The sequence below is a fragment of the Tundrisphaera lichenicola genome (assembly GCF_051175385.1).
GTDB lineage: Bacteria > Planctomycetota > Planctomycetia > Isosphaerales > Isosphaeraceae > Tundrisphaera > Tundrisphaera lichenicola.
Window position 1 is genome coordinate 6,199,499 of the sequence record NZ_CP195106.1, and the last position, 20,835, is coordinate 6,220,333.

A 20,835-nucleotide genomic window follows, 5' to 3' on the forward strand; every position below is an offset into this window, starting at 1 on the left:
TTCGCTACCCGAAAATGGTTCCGAAATCTTTGCGGTGAAAGGAGAAGGATCCGAGGCACAGGACGAAGCCGGCGCAGGCTTTCGATAGGGGGCTCAAGGATTCTGGCCCCCTTCGCGAGGAATCTCGCGTCCGGGCCAGGAGGGTGGCTCGGACGCTCGATTCGATCCGGCTCAACCGGCCGCGAGCTTGCCGGCGATCTCGGCGACGCGCTTGCCCTGGGTCCGGGCGATGGTCAGCTCGTTCTCGCTGGGCTGTCTCGAGCCGTCGGCCCCGGCGAGGGTCGAGGCCCCGTAAGGGGTCCCGCCGGTGATCTCGCCCATGTTCGTGAGACCGGGTTCGGAATACGGGACCCCGACGATGATCATCCCGTGGTGCAGCAGCTCGGTGTGGAGATTCCGGATCGTCGTCTCCTGGCCGCCGTGCTGGGTCCCCGTGCTCACGAAGACGCTGCCCACCTTGCCGATCAAGGCCCCGGAGAACCAGAGCTGGCCGGTCTGATCCATGAAGTTCTGGATCTGAGAGCAGACGCCGCCGAACCTCGTGGGAGTGCCGAAGATGATCGCGTCGGCCTCCTTGAGCTGCTCGGGTTTGATCACCGGGACGTGCGCGAAGGCTTTCCTGGCCTCCTTGGCCCCCATCTTTTCGAGGACCTCGTCGGGGATCAACTCGGGGACCTGGAACAGCGAGACCTCGGCCCCGGGAACCTGCCTGGCCCCCTCGGCGACCGCCTCGGCCATCTTGTAGACGTGCCCATAAGTGCTGTAGAAGACGACGTGAACTTTCATGGTCGCAAAGTGCTCCGAGAGGGTCTGGGGGGATCAGGCAGGGAGTTCGACATCATCGGCGAGGACGGAATCGATGGCCTTCGGCTTGCCGAACAGGAGATAATCGACCGAAATCCGCCCCGGCCCGACGATCAGGAACAGGAAGGCGATGGCCAGGTAGCCGAGCGCCGGCTCGTAGGAAGGGCCGTGCGAGGTCGGGTCGGCGACGAAGGGGTGGCCCATCCGGATGTGGACCAGGAAGGTGGCGAAGGCCATCGTGCCGATCAGCCCGAGCGAGAAGAGCGGCGTCAGGGCCCCCAGGACCCAGGCCAACCCTCCGCCGAACTCCGAGATCGCGGCCAGGGCCTGGAGGATGCCGGGGACGGGGGCCTCGGGTCCCATCCAGGCGGTCGGCGACTGGATCTTCGGCCAGCCGTGGTGCATCATGGCGAAACCGGCGACCAGCCGGAGGAAGAGCAGGGCCACCGCCCTCGGCCCGCCCAGGAACTCGGCGTAGATTCGTCCCATCGAAAAGCCCCCGATCAACTTCAACCCACCCCGTCGCGAGACCCGCGACGACTCGCCTTGAAGGATAGTTGTCTGGTATCCTCCGACAAGTAGGCACCGCATGCCGACCCAGGCACCGATTGGATACCAGGGGATCATCCATGGCCGACCCAGACCGATCGTCGGACCCCGAGGAGACCCACCTTGTCTGCCCGGCGACCCGGGTCCTCGACCTGGTCGCGCACAAGTGGACGGTGACGATCCTGCACCAACTCCAGGTCGCGGGGGGGCCGGTCCGGTTCCGGCAGCTCCAGAGGCTCGTCCGGCCGATCACCCAGAAGGAGCTGACCAAGCGGCTCCGCGAGCTGGAGCGGTCGGGGTTGGTCTCGCGCGCCATATTCGCAGAGGTCCCCCCTCGGGTCGAGTATCGCCTGACCGACCTGGGCTCGACCCTGATCCCCGCCCTGGCCGGCCTCCACGAGTGGGCCGCGCGCTATGCCCCGGTGGTCGACGAAAACCGGAGACGGGCCGACGAAGCCCGAGCCGCCGGCATCGGAGCCGAGATCGGCCCGAGCTGACGACGGTCCGACACGTCCCTTGAAGGTCCAGACATGCCCAAGCCGACCGACGTCCGAGTCATCGCCTCCACGCTCTACTTCCTCCCGATCGCGACCCGGATGCCTTTGAAGTTCGGCCCGGAAGTGACCACCCGCGTCACCTGCGCCCGGGCCCGGCTGGTCGTGACCGACGCCCAGGGGAGGACCGCCGAAGGTTGGGGAGAGACCCCCCTGAGCGTCCAGTGGGTCTGGCCCAGTTCGCTCTCCTACGAGGCCCGGCACGAGATCCTCCAGGACTTCTGCCTCCGACTGGCCGGGGCCTGGTCCCGGTTCGAGGTCGCGGGACACCCGATCGAGGTCGGCGAGGCGTTCCAACACCTGGCCCTCCCCGGACTCCTCGCCGAGATCAACGCGGAGCGAGGGCGGGGGGCCGAGCCGATGCCGTGGCTCGCGGCCCTGGTGGCCTGCTCGGCGTTCGACCTGGCCCTGCACGACGCCTACGGGGTCCTCCACGGCCGCCCCTCCTACGAAACTTATACCGAACAGTACATGAATGGCGACCTCGCCGCGTTCCTGGAGCCGGCCGAGGGCTCGGGCGTCTCGTTCGAGGGCCGATATCCGGCGGAATTCCTCGTCCAGGACCCGCCGACGACCTTGCCCGCCTGGCATCTGGTCGGCGGCAAGGACCCGATCGACCCGGACGAGCTGACCGGCGAGGAACCCAAAGACGGCTACCCGGTCCTCCTCCGCGACTGGATCAAGGCCGATGGCCTGACCTGCCTGAAGGTCAAGCTCCGGGGCGACGACCCCGACTGGGATTTCGACCGCCTCGCCAAGGTCGGTCGGATCGCCCGCGAGGAAGGCGTCGAGTGGCTGACCGCCGACTTCAACTGCACGGTGACCGACCCGGCTTACGTGGTCGAGATCCTCCGCAGGACGGCCTCGGAACACCCCTGGGCGTACGAAAAACTACTTTACGTCGAGCAGCCTTTCCCCTACGATCTGGAAGCCCACCCGATCGACGTCCGGAGCGTATCGTCTCTGAAACCGCTCTTCCTCGACGAGAGTGCCCACGACTGGCGACTGATCCGGCTGGGACGGGCGCTGGGCTGGACCGGAGTCGCCCTCAAGACCTGCAAGACCCAGACGGGGGCCCTGCTGTCCCTCTGCTGGGCCAAGGCCCATGGGATGGCCCTGATGGTCCAGGACCTAACCAACCCCATGCTGGCCCAGATCCCCCACGTCCTGCTCTCGGCCCACGCCGGGACGATCATGGGGGTCGAGACCAACGGCATGCAGTTCTACCCCGACGCTTCGAAGCCGGAGGCCCAGGTCCACCCGGGGCTCTATCGGCGTCGCCAGGGGAAGGTGGATCTCTCCACGATCGCCGGTCCCGGTTTCGGCTATCGGAGGGCCGAGATCCCTCGGGAATTGCCAGAACCGGCCGGGGATTTCGGGGCCTGAATGGCAAATCGGCCCTGAGGCTTGCTCCCGAGATTTCCCGGTATATGATCGAGTAAACCCTCTCACCTCGGAGACCGACCGACATCCTCTCGCGCTCGCCGCGATTGGGGGACCCTGATGGATCACCACGTCGAACTCGTGCGACTCCCGGATGGCCTGACCTTCCCTCCCGAGCTGTCCGACCGGATCGGCCACGATGCCGACCGGAAGCGTCTCTGGTTTCGCGGATTCATGTGCAAGGCCGAATTCGACCGCCTGAACCGGCTGAGCGACGACTGGGGTTACAAGCGAGCCCTGGAAGATCTGTTCCGGGTCTGCACGCTCGAGACGCCGGGGCACTCGCCCAACCGGCTGGCGGCGATCTTCGGCCGTCTGGTCAAGGGACGCGAAGGTTGAATCTCCCGCCCGCCTCCGGCCTCACGAGGGTCGTTTCCGTCGGATTGCATGGATCGTCTCGTCGAGCTTGGCGAGGAACCGCGAGCGATCTTTCGGGGCATAAGGGGCGGGCCCTCCTCCCATGACTCCCGACTGGCGGAGGGTGTCCAGCAACTCGCGAGTGGCCAGCGCCTCGCCGATCGTGGCATCGGTGAAGACGACCCCTTTCGGGCCGATCACCCGGGCCCCTTTCTCCAGGCAGCGATGGGCGAGCGGGATGTCGGCGGTGATCGCGATGTCGTCCGGACCGATCTTCTCGGCGATCCAGTCGTCGGCCACGTCGAGGCCCCCCTTCACGACCACCCGCTCGATGTCGAGGCGATCCGGCACGAAGATCGCTTGATTGGTAACCAAGAAGACCTTCAAGCCGTAGCGAGCGGCGACCTTGTAGACCTCGTCCTTGACGGGGCAGGCATCGCCATCGATGTAAATCTCCATGAACGAACCTCGCCGACCAACAATCGGGAATCAGGCCACCGAGATCCATTATACTCGCGGGATGCACCCACTCCCTCGCGAGTTCTACGATCGACCGGCCGAGGAGGTCGCCCCCGACTTGCTCGGCATGCTCCTGGCTCACCGGGTCGAGGGCCTCCTCCGGGTCGGGCGGGTGGTCGAGGCCGAGGCCTATCTCGGCCCGCACGACCTCGCGGCACACTCCTCGAAGGGGCGGACTCGCCGGACCGAGGTGATGTTCGGCCCGCCCGGTCATGCTTACGTCTACCTGATCTACGGGATCCACCACTGCCTCAACGCCGTGACCGGGCCGGGCCATCACGCCTCGGCCGTCCTGATCCGGGCCCTGGAGCCGGTCGAGAACATCGAGGGGAACACCCGAGGCCCGGGCCTCCTCTGCCGGAGCCTGGAGATCGACCGGTCCTGCAACGGCCTCGACCTCCTGGGCGATGACCTCTTCTTCGCCGAGCCCCCGGACCGAGGGCCGATCGAGGTCGTCGCCGGGCCGAGGGTCGGGGTCGATTTTTCCGGGGAGTGGGCCTCGAAGCCGCTCCGATTCTCGATCCTCGGCAATCCCCACGTCTCGCGGAAGCGGTGAAATCGGCCCTTCGCCCGGAGGCTTGCGATGTGTACAATAGAATAGATTCGGATCAAGGGAGGGCCACGCCTTGAAGGTCGTGCTCGCGGAGAAACCGTCGGTCGCCCGCGAGCTGGCCTCGTTCCTCGGGGCGTCGAGCCGCCACGAGGGGTATCTGGAGGGTCGAGGCTATCGGGTGACCTGGGCCCTGGGGCACCTGGTCACGTTGAAGGAGCCGCAGGACTACGACCCCGCCCTCAAAAAATGGTCGCTGGCCTCGCTCCCGTTCGTCCCCGATCGATTCGGGCTCAAGATCATCGAAGATGGCCGCTATCGCCAGCAGTTCGGGGTGGTCCAGCGCCTCTTCCGCGACGCCGAGGAACTGATCTGCGCCACCGACGCCGGGCGTGAGGGGGAGCTGATCTTCCGCTACATCCAGGAGCTGGCCGGGGCCGTCGGCAAGCCCGCCCGTCGGCTCTGGCTCAGCTCCCTGACCGAGTCGGCGATCCGCGACGCCTTCGGCAAGCTCCGCCCCCTCTCCGATTACGACACGCTTTACCAGGCCGCTCGATGCCGGAGCGAGGCCGACTGGGTGGTCGGGCTCAACGCCACCCGATACTACACGGTCCGCTACCGGACCGGACGTCATCTCTGGAGCGTCGGCCGGGTCCAGACGCCCGTCCTGGCGATGATCGCCCGTCGGGATGATGAGATCCGAGGCTTCAAGCCCGAGCCGTTCTGGGAGTTGCTCACCCAGTATCGCGCGGTCACTTTCAAGTACGCGAAGGAGCGATTCAAGAAGGAAGACGAGGCGATCGCGCTGCTCGATCGGGTCCGCGATCAGCCTTTCGTGATCGGGGGAGTCGACCGGAGGCCCGAGCGATCATTGCCCCCGCAGCTTCACGACCTGACCGACCTCCAGCGCGAGATGAACCGACGATACGGGATGTCGGCCGACTCGACCCTGAAGGCCGCCCAGTCGCTCTACGAGTCGAAGCTGATCAGCTATCCGAGGACCGACTCTCGCCACCTCGGCAAGGACCTCATGGGGAAGCTCCCCGGGATCCTGGCCGACCTGAAGTCCTTCAAACCCAACGAGATCGGCAAGCTCGACCTCGACCGGCTCCCGTTCAGCGGCCGGATCGTCGACGACGCGAAGGTGGGCGACCACCACGCGATCATCCCCACCGGCAAGAAGCCCGGGAATCTGGCCCCCGGTACCCAGAAGGTCTTCGACGCCGTGGTCGTCCGGCTGATCGCGGCCTTCTATCCGAGTTGCGTCAAGGAGGTCACGACCGTCGAAGGGGAGTCGGCCGGGGTCCCGTTCCGGGCCAGAGGGGTCCGGGTGGTCGATCCCGGATGGACCGTGCTCTACCCCCGAAAGCCCGACCCCAAGGCGAAGGAGGAGGAGCAGGAGCTTCCCGAGTTCCGCGTCGGAGAATCCGGCCCCCACGAGCCCTCGATCCGCCGAGGGGAGACCTCGCCCCCCAAGCCCTACACCGAGGGGACTCTCCTCGGCTCGATGGAGACGGCGGGCAAGATGGTCGAGGACGAGGCCCTCCGCGAAGCCCTCAAGGAGCGAGGGCTCGGCACCCCGGCGACCCGGGCCTCGATCATCGAGACCCTCCTGTCTCGCGGTTATATCGCCCGGGACGCCAAGAACCTGACCGCGACCGACCTCGGGCGCTATCTGATCGCGATCATCCGCGACCGGAATCTCAAGTCGCCCGAGTTGACCGGCGACTGGGAGGCGAAACTCCGCGAGGTCGAACGCGGGCGGCTGGAAGCCCGCCAATTCATGGACGAGATCGTCCGATACACCGGCGAGGTGATCCGGTCCGAAGATGCCCCGACCTTCGACCCTGCTCGGCTCGGCGACTGCCCGAAGTGCGGGCGACCGGTGATCGAGGGGAAGCGGGGGTTCGGCTGCTCGGGCTGGCGCGAGGGCTGCCCGTTCGTCCTCTGGCGGGAGTCGGCCGGGAAGACCCTGACCGATGACGAGGCCCGCCAGCTCCTCCAGGGGGGCTTCCTCTGGCCGGAGGGAAGGCCGGTCCTCCAACTCCTGGCGAGCGGCGAACTGTCCGAGATCCCGATCCCCGCCGCCGAGCCGTGGTCCCCGCCCGGCAAGTCGAGTCGTCGAGCATCCCCCCCCCGAAAGACCTCGGGAGCCCGCCAGCGGAAGTCGAGCCCTACCGAGTCCGATCCGGAGGCCACCCCTCCGGCCGAGGGTTTCGCCGGGGTCGTCCTGGGGGCCTGCCCCCTCTGCGGCTCCGAGGTCGCCGAGCAACCGAAATCGTTCGGATGCGGCGGCTGGAAGCAAGGTTGCAAGTTCACGATCTGGAAGAAGATCGCCGGCAAGCGGATCGGTTTCAAGCAGGCCCAGGCCCTGCTGAAGTCCGGTCGTACCCCCCTCATCAAGGGCTTCTCTTCGAAGGCCGGGAAGAAATTCGATGCCCGCCTCAAGCTGGACGGGGGCGAGGTGCAATTCGACTTCGAAGGAACTTGAAGAAAAGTCGAGAAACCTGGTCGATCTTTCCAGGGACCGATGGGTGGCCAGCGAGAGCTTCCACCATGCCACAAACGCAATGCTCTACAGATTAAGAACTTACAAACTGACGCCCTGGCCAAACAAGTCCCCGGTATCTCGTTTGCTCGCAAGGCATTCTCGGCCCGTGGCGATCGAAGATTCCAAAGGATCGGTTCGGACGACCTGACTCATTAAGAAAAAGTTCGAATTCGCGAAATTCCTATCTTGCCCATGTTATGTTTTAGGGAACGCAGGGGTCGGTCCTCCTCTCGGGCCGGCGTCGAGCTTCCGGATGGGTGGTGATGGGAGGGACGGAGGGACCTCAAGGACGAGGCGTTGTTCTCCTCCGGGCCGTGAAACACCTAGGCGATCGCAACAGGAACGCCCGTTTAGTTTTCGAGGAGCTACGCATGTCGAGGTTCATGAGCGGGGCTCGCCTGGGAGCGGGCGGGGTTCTGGCGGTCCTGAGCTGGGCGAGTCCCGGCTGGGCCACCTACGGCGGGGGAGCCTGTCATCGATGTGCCCCGGTGGCGGTCGTCCAGACGACCATGGTCGCGCTGGCCCCGCAATGCCAGACCGTCAATCAGACCGTCTACGAGACGGTCTACGAGAACCAGCAAACCACGGCGCTCGAGACTCGCTATCGGACGGCCCTCAAGGCCGAGCCCTACACCGTGATGCGTCCGGTGACCGAGACGTCCTACGTCCAGCGCAAGTACACGGTGATGAAGCCGGTCTATCAGACCAGCTCCGTCGAGCGCAAGTACACGGTCATGAAGCCCGTCTACGCCACGCAGAAGATGGAGCGGAAGTACACGGTGATGAAGCCGGTCTATCAGACCAGCTCCGTCCAGAAACGCTACACCGTCTGCAAGCCCGTCTACACGACGCAGAAGATGGAGCGGAAGTACACGGTGATGAAACCGGTCTACCAGACCAGCTCCGTCCAGAAACGATACACCGTCAGCAAGCCCGTCTACACGACGCAGAAGATGGAGCGGAAGTATACGGTGATGAAGCCGGTCTATCAGACCAGCACCGTGCAGAAACGCTATACCGTCATGAAGCCGGTCACCTCGACTCAGATGGTCACCCAGCCCTACACGGTCTGCAAGCCGGTCACGACCGTCTCCGAGGTCGTCCGCGAATGCGGCCGGTTCGAGACCCAGCTCACCACCGTCCCCGGCCCGATCGTCGAGCGTCAGGTCCGGGTCCCGATCGAGCCCTGCGGGTGCGAGCCGGTCAAGAAGCATTGCTTCCTCCACAAGCGACGCGACTTCGCCGTCGCCACCGTCGCCGTCCAGCGACCGCCCCGGACCATCCGCGAGCGGGTCTTCGTCTCGAACCCCGTGACCCAGCAGATCACCCAGACCCGCTACGTCACCGAGACCCAGTATCGCCAGGTCCCCGTCACCACCTGCCAGATGGTCGCCGAGGAGCGGGTCGAGAACGTCCCCGTCACCACCTGCCAGATGGTCGCCGAGGAACGCGTCCAGCCCTACGAGGTCCGGACCTGCACCATGGTCAACGAGGAGCGCGTCGAGAACATCCCGGTCACCACCTGCCAGATGGTCGCCGAGGAACGCGTCCAGCCCTACGAGGTCCGGACCTGCACCATGGTCAACGAGGAGCGCGTCGAGAACATCCCGGTCACCACCTGCCAGATGGTCGCCGAGGAACGCGTCCAGCCCTACGAGATCCGGACCTGCCAGATGGTCGCCGAGGAGAGGGTCGAGCAGGTCCCCGTCACCACCTGCCAGATGGTCGCCGAGGAGCACGTCGAGAACGTCCCGGTCACGACCTGCAAGATGGTCGCCGAGACCGCCATGCGACAGGTGCCCGTCACCGTGGCCGAGCAGGTCCCCGTCACCGTGAACCAGCTTGTGCCCAGGACCCTCGCCCGGACCATGGCCGTCCAGCAGTGCACGATGGTCCCGGTCGTCGTCCCGACCTGCATGACCTGCAATTGACCCCGGGCGCCACGCCGCACCCGGTTCCATCCGAACCGGGTGCCCCGACCGGATGCGTGAGCACCGCCCTCCGGATCTGTGGAAGCCCGTGGAGAGCGATCTCCCCGGGCAACCCGGCCCTGGGTCTCTTGCGAAAAGCGATCGAAGAACCAAAAACCAAGTCTGCCCCCCTGACCCCCTGTGTTGAATGAGCAAGGAAAAGCCAGAATGACCCCTTCCTTATCCCCGAGGCGGGCAACCGCCCCGGCCTACCCGACCGCACGAAGGGATTCATTCTGGCGTATCGGGCCCGACCGGTGGGCTTGGCTTCACACGCTCGTACACCCGGAAATAGTTGTCGCTATCCGGCGCCTCGGAGACCGAGTCCCGTCGAACAGGATTGCCCGAGGCGCTGGAGAGGTCCTCTCCCCAGACGGTCAGGCGGTCCCCATCCAATGAGTAGACGTCCAGGAAGGTCCGCGAGACCGGCGAATCCGTGTCGAAGATCTTCAGGTCCAGATGCTTGAGGGTCGCTGTCGGGTTCAAGCGGATCGAATAATGAGTCACGCTCTTATAGTCCTTGGTCCATTCGCCCTCCACCACCTTCATCAAGTGATTCTTGAGTTTGGTCCTCTGCTCGCCCTGGACGCGCTCCAACAATTCCCACTCGCCATCGATCACTTCCCCGACCGGCCCGCCAGTCCGCTTCCAGATCTCCACGAGGTAGCGTCGGTCCGGGCCCTCGGGGAAGTCGGTGGGCTCAGGGGTCGGTGGCCGGAGCTGTATATAGGTGAGGAATTTGTCGCCCTCGAATCGGTAGATCCCTCTGCCCCGTAGCTTTGGGTCTGCCGCGAACGTCATCTCGAACCGGGCGGGCTTCGTGGAAGGATCGAGCGTCAACTTCCCCCTGCCGGTAAACCTCCTGGTCTCCGTCAGCTTATCGCCCTCGATGAGCCACTCGCCATCGACTCCTTGCGTGTCCTTCTTGGCGATATGCTCCCTGACGAGCTTCCACCTGCCCTGGAAGCGGCCGAGTTCCTCCGCCGGCCCATCGGCGAGGGGCAGTCCCGCGAGCAGGACAACCACGAGTGTGCTGATCAAGGAACGCCTCCCGGCTCTGGAATGAGTGGGTGACTGTCGAAAGTAATCTCTACACGAATGGCACTGACGGAGTCGCAACCTCCATCTTGCCAGGGACATGTACAAGATAGGCCCTCCCGTCATTAATCGAGGGTATCTGACCACTCTCGACCGACAAGGACGGCCTATCATGTCCGATCATAGCCGGGGCGGGCCGCCCGCACAATTCCGACACCTGTTCCGATCGCTCGTCCTCGACCCCGGCCTCATTCTCGGCCGCGTCCTCTCGATCGACTGGCTCGCCCGGGTGGAAAATCGGTGTCAGCCCACATGCCGCCCTTCGGGCGGCACCCAAACCGATGAAAATGGGGCGGGCGGTCGCTATAGTGAAGCCGTCCCCTCGCACGGCTTGACGCCGATATGAAACTGGTGCTTCGAGCCCGCGTGTCAGCCTGGCGCAAAGGCATCGCGCGTACCCAAACCTGTCGCCCGAGCTTACCACTCGGAGCACGTCGAGCAGAGTGCTTTCCTCCCCGCGATGTCCCCCGTGCGAGGGGCTCCTTTGGGACAACCTCCGGGTTGATCCCGTTCCGGAAGCTTGATCCCGATCCGGGTGCTTCCGTATCGACCTTCGGGTTCTTGCCTTCAATCGAGAGCGATGACGTCCACAACGGTTCAACTTCAGGAGAACCACCTCAAGAATTGACTCGACCTGGGCTGCCCTTAAAGTCGCCGATGGCCGACCGCGTTCGTCGGCCGTCTGGTGGTCGAGAACGCCGAACGGAATTTTCTGAGCAGTTCATCATTTCGACTTCTTGAGAGGAAAGGGAATTGACGAACTGCTCAGAAAATTTCGATTGACGTTCGCAATCACCAGACGGACGGCGATCGGGGTCGGCTCGCTTGGGGGGGCGTTTGCGACCTCGGGTAGCTCGGGAGTTCGGCTGGATGGTCAGGCCGCTTCGTTCTGATCGACGATCTCCCGGTACGTCGTCTTCTCCTTGAGCAAGTGGTAGATGATCACCAGGAGCGTATGAGCCACCGCGATGGCGGCTCGCTTCTGGCCCCGGCTTCTCGCGATCCGGGAGAATTTCCTGGCCAGGTGCGTCTTCCTGGCCCGCGACGCCGCCCAGGCCGCCTGGACCAGAGCCGTCTTCAACCAGCGGTTGCCCGGTGTGGTCCGCCCGCTCTGACGTTTTCCGGCGCTCTCGTGGTTGCCGCTGGCCAGACCCGCCCACGACGAGAGGTGCCCCGCCGAGGGAAACTGGTCCATGTCCTGGCCGATCTCCGCCAGGATCACCTGAGCGACCCGGACGTCAACGCCCGGGATCGTCATCAGACGGGCTACCAGCTCCCCCGCCGGGGGGAGCGTCTCCTCGATCCGCTCCTCATAGCGTCGGATTATCGCTTCGAGGTGAAGCAGGTGATCCATCTGGGTCCGGAGCAAGAACCGGTGGTGTTCGGTCACCGACCCCCGCAACGCCAGTTGGAGTTGCGGGATCTTACCTCGGAGCCGGCGTCGGGCCAGGTCCGCCAGCTTGACCGGGTCGTATTCGCCTCGGATGATCGCCTCGATCATGGCCCGGCCCGAGACGCCCAGGACTTCCGAGGCGACCGAGCCGAGCTTGATGTTGGCATCTTCCAGGACCTTGGCGATCCGATTGGCGACGGCGGTCTTCTGACCGACCAACTGGGTCCGCTGGCGGGTCAGGTCTCGGAGTTGCCGGGTCGATTGGGGCGGGATGAAACTGGGACGCAACAATCCAGGTTGTAGCAATTGAGCGATCCACTCACTGTCCTTGACATCGGTCTTCCGGCCCGGGACCTGCTTGATGTGATGGGCGTTGACCAGGATTACGGTGAACCGCGACTCCAGGATATTGAAGACGGGTTTCCAGTAGGACCCGGTGGACTCCATCGCGATCGTGGCGACCCCTTGAGCCCCGAGCCAGTCGCCCAGGGCGAGGAGGTCGCCGGTCATGGTGGCGAAGGTCTTGATGGTCTTGGAGACCTTGCCCGCGGGGTGGACCCTCCGGACGCAGGCGACGACGGTCTTCTTGTGGACATCCAGGCCGGCGCAGCAGTCATGCAACACGTCCATCGACGGGTCTCCCCAGAGTAGCCCCTCGCACGGGGGACATCGCGGGGAGGAAAGCACTCTGCTCGACGTGCTCCGAGTGGTAAGCTCGGGCGACAGGTTTGGGTACGCGCGATGCCTTTGCGCCAGGCTGACACGCGGGCTCGAAGCACCAGTTTCATATCGGCGTCAAGCCGTGCGAGGGGACGACTTCACTGTAGCGACCGCCCGCCCGATTTTCATCGGTTCGGGTGCCGCCCGAAGGGCGGCATGGGGGCTGACACCGATTTTCCCAAGGTTCCTTGAGGCGGAGGCGAAGCAGTTGGTGCGACAGAACCTGAGGCGGCGTGGAACGGCCCGGAAGTGGATTGGGGTAGGCTACGAGCTGAAGGAGCTGATCGACCCAGATGAGTGGACTTCTTCTGAGAAGAAATAGGAGACTGGAACAAATCGGGAGCTTCCCGAGTTACTCGGTCTTGAGCTGGCCTAGGCGAGCCTTTTGAGAGGAGATGGTCAAGTATCAAGCGACAGGTCCCTCAGGAAATGCAATCTCGTCGAGGTCTTTTGTGCTCGGTTTTCGCCCGAGCAACAGCAGCTCCAGTGCTATATAGAAATTAGAAGCAAATGGCTCAAGGATATCTGAAAGCAAATATATTATACCTGAATCATCAATGATCATATAGCCGTCGTCTCGGTGAACCTCACCCAAAGGGAAAAATCTTTTCTGGTGTAGTTTGGCATATGCTTCCAACTCTTGCTGTAAATGTATAGCAAAATTTGGATTTATCAATATATCGCAGGTAGCCATGTCAATGCCGGCACCACACTCACCGATGTGAAGTCCATAAAATTCTTTGAGTATCTCCAAGGCTGCCGGGAAAACCTCGAGTTGAGTCAATTTCAATGAAAAATTGACATCACGTCCTTCAAACCAACCTGATTTAACGATGATTTCTCTTGCTTTGTCTGATAAATTATTCATTTGTATTTTTAATAAAAAAATGATCAATCATATGTTTGCACGAACCGCAAGGTGGTTTGGGGTTACCATGTCGAGGTCCACCGATGGTTCTCGTGTCAATGACCCCTCCCCTGGGGTCTACTCCCTCATACAACGCAGCGGAAACCGACCTTCCCTCGGCGCACTTGCAATGAAAACCGCGCCGGAGGGGTTCAGGGGTAAGATCGTAAGCCGCCTGCACCTCAGGATAAAGAGGTCCACCTCCGGCTCCTGTGCTTTTCCCCGGAAAGGTCTAGCCTCAGGGGGTCTAGCCTCAGGGGCCGGGTCGCCCGGGGAGATTGCTCTCCCCGGGCTCCCACAGATCCGGACTGGCCCTTCAAGGCATCCGGCTCGTCATCTCATGACTTCGCTGCGTGGCTCATCAGGCTATGGACCACTCGCGCACGCGGGAGTGGGTAACGCTTCTCCAGGCGAACGAAGTCGAACCACGATAGTGGCCCTCCTCGACGGCGACGCGAGAGCCATTGCCGCCAGATCCGACGCGAGCCCTCCAGGAACACCTGGAGGCTGAAGTAGTTCCCCGTAATCCCGTAATACCCAAAATGTCCGTGCAGCTTCTGCTTGAGGGTCCGGTGTTGTTCCTCGATCGCCTCGTGCCGGTTGGCCCGGCACCAGGCCGATAACGCTTGCAACGCCCGCCTGAGTCGGCTCTTCGCCGTCTGACGCTTGATCACCCATCCTCCGGCTTGGGTCCGGCCCCAGTAATGGGTGAAACCCAGGAAGTCGAATGTCCGGGGCTCGGTTCGTCCCCGATCCTCGGTGTCGGAGTCGTCCGGCTCGGGCGGTTCGAACCGCACCAGTCGGGTCTTCTCCGGGTGGACCGTCAGTCCGTACTTGCTCATCCGCTTGGGCAAGACCTCCATGATCCGCCGGGCGTCGTCTTCTCGGGCCAGCCCGATCACGAAGTCGTCCGCATAACGGGTCAGGAACGCCTCTCCTTTCAGGCGAGGACGAACCTCCTTCTCGAACCATTCGTCGAGCACGTAGTGCAGGACGATATTGGCCAGCAGGGGGCTGATCACGCCGCCTTGAGGGGTGCCGGCCTCGGGGGTCGTGACGGCCCCGTCCTCCAGCACGCCCGCGTTGAGCCATTTGCCGATCAGTCGCAAGATCACACCGTCGCGCACCCGACGCCTGAGGAACTCCCGCAAATGGCCGTGGTCGATCGAGTCGAAGAACCTCCGAAGATCGACATCCACGATCCAGCAACATCCCAGGTTCATCGCCCGTTTCCAGAGCGAATCCAAAGCCCCGTGAGCACCGCGTCCGGGTCGGAATCCGTGCGAGACCTCCAGGAAGTCCGCCTCGTACACCGGTTCCAGCACCATCAGCACCGCGCGTTGGAGGAGCTTGTCCTCGAACGTCGGTATCCCCAAGGGGCGAGTCTCGCCGGGCGAGCCCGCCTTGGGAATATGCACACGTCGCACCGGCGGGGCCACGTACGTGCCGGACTTGGCGCGGTCGAGGAGGGCCTGAAGGTTGCCCATCAGGTTGGCCTCGTAATCGGCCGCTGTCTGTCCGTCCACGCCGACCGCCCCGTCCTTGCGGGTCTGGAGATACGCCATCAGAAGCCAGTCGATGTCGATGTGATGCGCCAGGTTGGTGAACGCCATGTCCGGGGCGTCCCTGGCGAGTTCCGCGATCCGTTGTCGTTTCGTGGACACGGTCTCAGGGCTCGGCGTCCCTGTCATGTTTCCCTCCAACGGTTCATGAGACGGCGTCTCCTTCCCTCCCCGGGGTCCCTCGGGACGGTTCCCCCGGCTCGACGGTACTACGAGACGCTCCGACTCCCCGCCGCCCGTCTCGCCGCACTTCGTTTCCTTCGCTTGGCGATACCATCGTCGTGTCCCGTGATTCGTCCCCAGCGGCCCGGCACACGAGGCCGTGGATCATCCTGGAGTTGGTAAGCCGGGTCTCCCACCGGCAGGTCGATGGAGACGGCGGGGTCTCCCAAGTTCCCGGGGAACCCTGGTGACCATTCGCCCTGTTCTCCGACCCCGGCGTGACCGGACAGGCTCTGCGGGACCAAGGGTTAGCCTGCCCGACGCGGCCCCCGCGTCTGACAAGGACGAGGGCTCGACGCGACGAAATTTCGGGGCTCAATCGCACGGCGTTTGATCTCGCTGTCTACGCTTCGCAGGGGCAGTCACCCACCCACCACGCAAGACTCGCTTCCGGCTGCTGGCCCAGCTCTGCCGGGCGGGATTGGCTACCCGCAGGGTTCCGATGAGAGGTTTCGAGCTTGTGAAAGCCGTCCCCCTCTCCCGAGCTTCTTGGCGCAAGGTCAGACTTGTTTTTTGGTTTCTAGAGCCTCAGGGGTCAGACTTGCAGGGTGAGCACCGCCCTCCGGATCAGGCCTCGCTTTTGGAATAGCCCATCGAGTAGGTAGATCGGGTGACGCCCCCCCGAAGGAGGTGTGGAGGGTGGAGTATCGCCAGGGTTTTCCCCAGCATCCGGGGAGAGCTTGGCTTTGACCTTCAAGGACCGAACCAATTCCAGAAGCCGTAGGCGACCGGGGCGGCGAAGAGGAGCGAATCCAGGACGTCCAGGATCCCGCCGAAACCGGGGACGGCCGAGGAGGCGTCCTTCCGCTCGCAGTCCCGCTTGATCATCGATTCCATCAGGTCGCCGAGTTGGGCTGTCGCGGCGACGATCAGGCCGAAGCCGACCGACTCGCCCCACTCGAGCCCGGGGGCGTCGAGCGCGTACTTCGCCACCGAAGTGACGATCAGGGCGGCCCCGACGCCGAAGGCCAGTCCGCCGATGGCCCCTTCGATGGTCTTGTTCGGGCTCAGGCTGGGCCAGAGCTTGTGGCGGCCGGCGATCCGGCCCATCGTGTAGGCCCCGGTGTCCGAGCCCTTGGCGGTCGCCACCAGATAGGTCAGCGGGATCAGGCCGTGGTAGGGGCCGTCGAACCATCGGATCTGGATGATGAAGCCGCCCAGGAGCCCGACGTAGGCGATGGCCAGGATCGTCCCGGCGAGCGTCGCCATCGTCTGGCCAGGCCTTCGGAACTGGAGGCTCTGCGAGAAGAAGGCGGCCATCATCACGGCCACGAAGGTCCAGAGCGGCCAGGCCATCACGTCGATCATCGCCGACGGGTCGAAGTCCACCGGGATCGGCCGTTCGGGGTCGATGTTGAGCTGGCGGACGAGGTGCGGGGCCCAGTTGGCCACGACCAGCGCCATCGTCCCGCCCAGGACGGTATTGCCCGATGGCTTGACGCTGGTGGCTCCCAGGAGCCCCACCAGTTCCATCGAGGCCAGGGCCATCATGACCGTCGAGGTGAGGAACCAGAGCGGGAACCAGGGGGCGAGCCGCTCGTCGAGAATCAGGACCGCGAGGAGGGCCGCGACCAGCGTCAGGCCGGTCGCCAGCCGGGTGGCGAGCATGGGTGGGGAGGGCCTCGGCGGTCGGGGTGAAGGGGCCAGTTCAGCTCAGGGTACCGGGTCGATCAGGGCCCCGAATTTCCGCCGACGCTTCGAGTAGGCCACGCAGGCTTCCAGGAGGTGGTCGCCCCGGAAGTCGGGCCAGAGCAGCTGCGTCACCCAGAGTTCGGCGTAGGAGATCTGCCAGAGCAGGTAGTTGCTCACGCGCATCTCGCCGGCGGTCCGGATCAGGAGGTCGGGGTCGGGCATCCCGGACGTCGAAAGATAACCGGCGAAGGTCGCCTCGTCTACAGAGTCGGGGTCCAGTAGGCCCGACCGCGCGTCCCGGGCGATCTTCCGGGCGGCCTCGGCGATCTCGGTCCGGCCCCCGTAGTTGATCGCCAGGCAGAGGGTCATCCCGGGATTCTCGGCCGTCGCCTCGACGGATCGGTCCAGCTCGCGGAGGACGTCGGGCGGAAGTCCCTCGCGCCGGCCGATCATGGTCAGTCGGACCTTCTGCTCCATCAACTCTTCCAGCTCCACGACCAGGAAGTGCCGAAGGAGCCGCAGGAGGAACTTCAGCTCGCGAGGGGGCCGCTTCCAGTTCTCGACCGAGAGGCAGTAGAGCGTGAGCTGGTCGAGCCCGATCCGGCACCCTTCCTCGACCACCGATCGGACGCTCCGGATCCCCTGGCGGTGCCCGAAGATCCGGGGCTGGCCCCGGTTCTGCGCCCATCGGCCGTTGCCGTCCATGATGATCGCGACGTGTCGGGGGAGTTGCTCGGGCCGGAGCCCCAGCGGGGAGAGCCGCGCGAGCCCTTCGGGACCGATGGCCAGGGCCTCGGGGCCGAACGCCGGGACGGGGGCCGCCCCCGCCGTCTCGATCTTCGTCGCTGCTTGCATCAGGAACGACTCCCCACGATCGGTGACCTCAGAGAGCCCCGGCCAGGGACCCGCGCATCGGCCGGGCGATGGTCTGTTTCCGGTCGGGACCGACCGAGACGATCGCAATCGGCACGCCAATCTGAACTTCAAGAAAATCGACGTACTTGCGGGCCGCCGCCGGGAGGTCATCCCAGCTTCGGGCCCCGGTCACGTCCTCCTGCCAGCCGGGCATGGCCTCGAAGACCGGTCGGCAACGCTCCAGGTCGGCCAGGTGGCCGGGGAAATCCTCGACCCGACGCCCCTCCTCGTCCTCGTAGGCCACGGCCACCTGCAAGGTGTCCAGGCCGCTCAGGACGTCCAGGAGCATCACCGCGATCTCGGTCGAGCCGCTGACCCGGGCCGAGTGGCGGACCGCCACCGCGTCGAACCAGCCGCATCGGCGAGGTCGGCCCGTCACCGTCCCGTACTCCTTGCCGACCCGCCGGATCCGCTCGCCGATCTCGTTGTCCAGCTCGGTCGGGAACGGGCCCCCGCCCACGCGGGTGGTGTAGGCCTTGACTATCCCCAACCATCGGTCGATATGCCGGGTCGGCACGCCCGAGCCCGCCGCGATCCCCGCGGCGCTGCTGTTCGAGCTGGTCACGTAGGGATAGGTCCCGTGGTCGATATCCAGGAGCGACCCCTGGGCCCCCTCGAACAGGAGCCGCTTGCCGCCGGCCAGGGCGCCGTGGAGCCAGGCCGTCGTGTCCCGGACGTAGGGGCGGAGCCGCTCGGCATAGCCGAGATACTCGCGGGTCACCTCGCCGGCGTCCATCGGGACGAAGTCGGGCAGCATCGCCGAGAGCAGCCGATTCTTATAGGCGACGATTCGCCCGACATGCTCGGCGAACTGCTTCGGATGGTAGAGGTCGCCGACCCGGACCCCGTGGACCCGACCGACCTTGTCCTTGTAGCAGGGGCCAATCCCCCGGCGGGTCGTCCCCAGGTGATCGGCGGCCGAGACCGACTCCTCGGTCAGCCGCTCTTCCTCGATGTGGTAGGGGAGGATCACGTGGGCCCGGTCGCTGATCAGGAGCCGGCCCTCGGCCTGGACCCCCTGCGAGGTCAGGGTCTCGACCTCCTTGAGCAGCGCGGGGGGGTGGATCACCACGCCGTTGCCGATCACGCAGTCGATCGTCGGCCGGAGGAGTCCCGTCGGGACCAGCGAGAGCTTGTAGGTCACCCCGTCGGCGACTACCGTGTGCCCCGCGTTCGCCCCGCCCTGATACCGGACGACCACGTCGTGCCGGTCGCAGAGCCAGTCCACGATCTTCCCCTTGGCCTCATCGCCCCACTGAAGTCCGACGACGCAGGTCGATGGCACGGCGGCTAATCTCCGATTCAAACGGTTGCCTTTGCAATGCAAAGACCAAAGTACCGATCTCGCCCAGGTCCGTCAATTGGCCTGGAGGCACGAAATCCCATAATCGACAAAATCCGGGACGTCTACTCGCCGATCTGCTCCCGGAACTCGGCGAACAGATAATTGCTATCATGAGGCCCGGCCGAGGCTTCGGGATGATACTGGACGGCCGTGACCGGCAACCGCGAGTGGCGGAGCCCTTCGAGCGTCTGGTCGTTCAGGTTGATGTGGCTGGGCTCGACATCGGCCGGGAGGCTGGTCGGATCGACGGCGAACCCGTGGTTCTGGGTGGTGATCTCGACCTTGCCCGTCCGCTCGTTCCGGACCGGGTGGTTCGCCCCCCGGTGGCCGAACTTGAGCTTGTACGTCTTGCCGCCGAACGCCTGGCCGAGCAGTTGGTGCCCCAGGCAGATCCCGAAGATCGGGGTCCCGCTCGACTCGGCGGCGTCCTTGATCAGGGTCCGGATCGTGGCCACGGCCCCCCCCAGGGCCGAGGGGTCCCCCGGTCCGTTGGACAGGAAGATCCCGTCGGGCTGATGCTCCAGGATCGCGCGGGCCGAGCTGGCCCCGGGGACCACGGTGACCCGGCAGCCGGTCTCGACCAGGTGCCGGGGGATGTTCCATTTCATCCCGAAGTCGAGGGCCACCACGTGCGGCCGACGTTTCCCGTCGGGCTTGTACGGGGCGTGGGTCGCCGATTCGAAGCCCGGGGTGAACCCCGGTTCCCAGGTCACGGCCTCGGCCCCCATGACCTCGGCGGTCAGGTCGCGACCGATCAGGCCGGGGCTCGCCTTGGCCCGCTCGACCAGCCGGGCATCGTCCAGGTCGGTCGTCGAGACGATGCCTTTCATCGCCCCATGCTCGCGGGTCAGGCGGACCAGGGCCCGGGTGTCGATCCCCTCGATCCCGAGGACTCCGTGCTGGGTCAGGTAGGCGTCCAGGGTCCCGCTCGACCGCTGGTTGCTCGCCAGTCGGCTCAGTTCGCGGACCACGAAGGCGCGGACCCAGGGCCGGGCACTCTCGGCGTCCTCGGCGTTCACGCCGTAGTTGCCGATCATCGGGTACGTCATCGCGACGATCTGGCCGTGGTACGAAGGGTCGGTCAGGATCTCCTGATAGCCGGTCATGCTCGTGTTGAAGACGACCTCGCCGTCAACCTCGCCCCTGGCCCCGAACGCCCGACCCGTGAACACCGAACCGTCTTCCAGCGCGAGCTTGGCAATATCCATGATGAGTGTTTGTCGCTGAAGAACCCGCCCCACCTCAACCCCGGCCCCGGCCGACATCTCGTCCCGAAGAAGGCCTGAATAGTCTATCCGCCCGGACCACGATGCCACCAGTCGAATCAAGCCTACGATTTCTCCCGGGGTCGGCCAACCGGATCATTGGGTTTGTTCCGACGCCAAGAATGGCTTCGATCTGCCCCCAAAGTGGCTTCGATCCGACAAATCCGACCCAGAATGGGTTCGATCCGACCAAAAAGTGGCTTCGATCCGTCGTCGAACGGCAAAAGTGGGTTCGATTCGCGCCATGGTGGGTTCGTTCTGGACAAGGGGAATGGGTTTGTTCCAGCCGGTCGAAGAACCAGGAACGCCGCCCTCGCTTGGGGCTTGACCCCGGTCAACCGCCAGGATCCCACTCGTGGCCGTTCCTGGAGAGGATCGTGGAATCGGCGAGTTGGAATCACACTTCTTCCAAGGGCCGGGGGGCCGGGGGACCGAGGAGCCCCGACCAGCCCAGGGAAACGCCCCTCGTTCGTGAATCG

General features: G+C 64.8%; 17 protein-coding genes. 6 read left to right on the plus strand and 11 right to left on the minus strand.

Translation table 11 applies throughout. The features are described 5' to 3' along the window. Positions 1-171 precede the first annotated feature (171 nt). A complete protein-coding gene (gene wrbA / locus P12x_RS24440; protein WP_435007623.1) occupies positions 172-786 on the minus strand; it encodes an NAD(P)H:quinone oxidoreductase in 615 nt (204 codons plus the stop codon). A 33-nt stretch (positions 787-819) separates the two neighbouring features. After that, positions 820-1,293, minus strand: coding sequence for a DoxX family protein (locus P12x_RS24445; protein ID WP_435007624.1), 474 nt, complete (start codon positions 1,291-1,293; stop codon positions 820-822). A gap of 140 nt (positions 1,294-1,433) precedes the next feature. On the opposite strand from P12x_RS24445, the gene P12x_RS24450 reads away from it, so the two are divergent. The 3 genes from P12x_RS24450 to P12x_RS24460 all read left to right on the plus strand — a co-directional run bounded on the left by P12x_RS24450 (position 1,434) and on the right by P12x_RS24460 (position 3,689). After that, positions 1,434-1,850: a winged helix-turn-helix transcriptional regulator gene (locus tag P12x_RS24450; protein ID WP_435007625.1), complete on the plus strand. Its 417-nt coding sequence runs from the start codon at positions 1,434-1,436 to the stop codon at positions 1,848-1,850. A gap of 33 nt (positions 1,851-1,883) precedes the next feature. After that, positions 1,884-3,293: an enolase C-terminal domain-like protein gene (locus tag P12x_RS24455; RefSeq protein WP_435007626.1), complete on the plus strand. Its 1,410-nt coding sequence runs from the start codon at positions 1,884-1,886 to the stop codon at positions 3,291-3,293. Positions 3,294-3,410: 117 nt separating this feature from the next. Then, the gene (locus tag P12x_RS24460; protein WP_435007627.1) at positions 3,411-3,689 is read left to right on the plus strand and encodes a hypothetical protein; all 279 of its coding nucleotides are present in this window, start codon (positions 3,411-3,413) and stop codon (positions 3,687-3,689) included. A gap of 21 nt (positions 3,690-3,710) precedes the next feature. Here the strand turns inward: P12x_RS24460 and P12x_RS24465 are convergent, their stop codons facing one another. Beyond that, positions 3,711-4,166: a YaiI/YqxD family protein gene (locus P12x_RS24465; protein WP_435007628.1), complete on the minus strand. Its 456-nt coding sequence runs from the start codon at positions 4,164-4,166 to the stop codon at positions 3,711-3,713. Positions 4,167-4,227: 61 nt separating this feature from the next. Between P12x_RS24465 and P12x_RS24470 the strand changes: the two genes are divergently transcribed. The 3 genes from P12x_RS24470 to P12x_RS24480 all read left to right on the plus strand — a co-directional run bounded on the left by P12x_RS24470 (position 4,228) and on the right by P12x_RS24480 (position 9,258). After that, positions 4,228-4,782: a DNA-3-methyladenine glycosylase gene (locus P12x_RS24470; RefSeq protein WP_435011723.1), complete on the plus strand. Its 555-nt coding sequence runs from the start codon at positions 4,228-4,230 to the stop codon at positions 4,780-4,782. A 79-nt stretch (positions 4,783-4,861) separates the two neighbouring features. Continuing rightward, positions 4,862-7,267 (plus strand): DNA topoisomerase 3, encoded by a 2,406-nt coding sequence (locus P12x_RS24475; RefSeq protein ID WP_435011724.1) that lies wholly within the window; start codon positions 4,862-4,864, stop codon positions 7,265-7,267. A 431-nt stretch (positions 7,268-7,698) separates the two neighbouring features. Next, a complete protein-coding gene (locus tag P12x_RS24480) occupies positions 7,699-9,258 on the plus strand; it encodes a hypothetical protein (RefSeq protein WP_435007629.1) in 1,560 nt (519 codons plus the stop codon). A gap of 270 nt (positions 9,259-9,528) precedes the next feature. Here P12x_RS24480 and P12x_RS24485 read toward each other — a convergent pair whose 3' ends face one another. The 8 genes from P12x_RS24485 to carA all read right to left on the minus strand — a co-directional run bounded on the left by P12x_RS24485 (position 9,529) and on the right by carA (position 20,299). Next, positions 9,529-10,338: a TIGR03067 domain-containing protein gene (locus P12x_RS24485; RefSeq protein ID WP_435007630.1), complete on the minus strand. Its 810-nt coding sequence runs from the start codon at positions 10,336-10,338 to the stop codon at positions 9,529-9,531. Positions 10,339-11,269: 931 nt separating this feature from the next. After that, the gene (locus P12x_RS24490) at positions 11,270-12,418 is read right to left on the minus strand and encodes an IS110 family transposase (protein WP_435007631.1); all 1,149 of its coding nucleotides are present in this window, start codon (positions 12,416-12,418) and stop codon (positions 11,270-11,272) included. Positions 12,419-12,914: 496 nt separating this feature from the next. Continuing rightward, a complete protein-coding gene (locus P12x_RS24495) occupies positions 12,915-13,376 on the minus strand; it encodes an SUKH-3 domain-containing protein (RefSeq protein WP_435007632.1) in 462 nt (153 codons plus the stop codon). Positions 13,377-13,753: 377 nt separating this feature from the next. After that, positions 13,754-15,079 carry a group II intron reverse transcriptase/maturase gene (ltrA, locus tag P12x_RS24500; RefSeq protein WP_435007633.1) on the minus strand — a complete coding sequence of 442 codons (1,326 nt, stop codon included), beginning with the start codon at positions 15,077-15,079 and terminating at the stop codon, positions 13,754-13,756. A gap of 813 nt (positions 15,080-15,892) precedes the next feature. After that, positions 15,893-16,807: a phosphatidate cytidylyltransferase gene (locus P12x_RS24505; protein WP_435007635.1), complete on the minus strand. Its 915-nt coding sequence runs from the start codon at positions 16,805-16,807 to the stop codon at positions 15,893-15,895. Between the two features lie 45 nt (positions 16,808-16,852). Then, positions 16,853-17,686, minus strand: coding sequence for an isoprenyl transferase (locus P12x_RS24510; RefSeq protein ID WP_435007636.1), 834 nt, complete (start codon positions 17,684-17,686; stop codon positions 16,853-16,855). A 28-nt stretch (positions 17,687-17,714) separates the two neighbouring features. Beyond that, positions 17,715-19,031: an adenylosuccinate synthase gene (locus P12x_RS24515; RefSeq protein WP_435007637.1), complete on the minus strand. Its 1,317-nt coding sequence runs from the start codon at positions 19,029-19,031 to the stop codon at positions 17,715-17,717. A 122-nt stretch (positions 19,032-19,153) separates the two neighbouring features. Continuing rightward, a complete protein-coding gene (gene carA, locus P12x_RS24520; protein ID WP_435007638.1) occupies positions 19,154-20,299 on the minus strand; it encodes a glutamine-hydrolyzing carbamoyl-phosphate synthase small subunit in 1,146 nt (381 codons plus the stop codon). Between the last annotated feature and the right edge of the window lie 536 nt (positions 20,300-20,835).

Excerpts from the sequence above, each read along its gene's own strand:
- P12x_RS24505 (WP_435007635.1), bottom strand. The coding sequence starts at position 16,807 with ATGCTCGCCACCCGGCTGGCGACCGGCCTGACGCTGGTCGCGGCCCTC.
- carA (WP_435007638.1), bottom strand. The coding sequence starts at position 20,299 with ATGGATATTGCCAAGCTCGCGCTGGAAGACGGTTCGGTGTTCACGGGT.
- P12x_RS24460 (WP_435007627.1), top strand. The coding sequence starts at position 3,411 with ATGGATCACCACGTCGAACTCGTGCGACTCCCGGATGGCCTGACCTTC.
- P12x_RS24510 (WP_435007636.1), bottom strand. The coding sequence starts at position 17,686 with ATGCAAGCAGCGACGAAGATCGAGACGGCGGGGGCGGCCCCCGTCCCG.
- wrbA (WP_435007623.1), bottom strand. The coding sequence starts at position 786 with ATGAAAGTTCACGTCGTCTTCTACAGCACTTATGGGCACGTCTACAAG.
- P12x_RS24445 (WP_435007624.1), bottom strand. The coding sequence starts at position 1,293 with ATGGGACGAATCTACGCCGAGTTCCTGGGCGGGCCGAGGGCGGTGGCC.
- P12x_RS24490 (WP_435007631.1), bottom strand. The coding sequence starts at position 12,418 with ATGGACGTGTTGCATGACTGCTGCGCCGGCCTGGATGTCCACAAGAAG.
- P12x_RS24480 (WP_435007629.1), top strand. The coding sequence starts at position 7,699 with ATGTCGAGGTTCATGAGCGGGGCTCGCCTGGGAGCGGGCGGGGTTCTG.
- P12x_RS24465 (WP_435007628.1), bottom strand. The coding sequence starts at position 4,166 with ATGGAGATTTACATCGATGGCGATGCCTGCCCCGTCAAGGACGAGGTC.
- P12x_RS24495 (WP_435007632.1), bottom strand. The coding sequence starts at position 13,376 with ATGAATAATTTATCAGACAAAGCAAGAGAAATCATCGTTAAATCAGGT.
- P12x_RS24455 (WP_435007626.1), top strand. The coding sequence starts at position 1,884 with ATGCCCAAGCCGACCGACGTCCGAGTCATCGCCTCCACGCTCTACTTC.
- P12x_RS24450 (WP_435007625.1), top strand. The coding sequence starts at position 1,434 with ATGGCCGACCCAGACCGATCGTCGGACCCCGAGGAGACCCACCTTGTC.
- P12x_RS24470 (WP_435011723.1), top strand. The coding sequence starts at position 4,228 with ATGCACCCACTCCCTCGCGAGTTCTACGATCGACCGGCCGAGGAGGTC.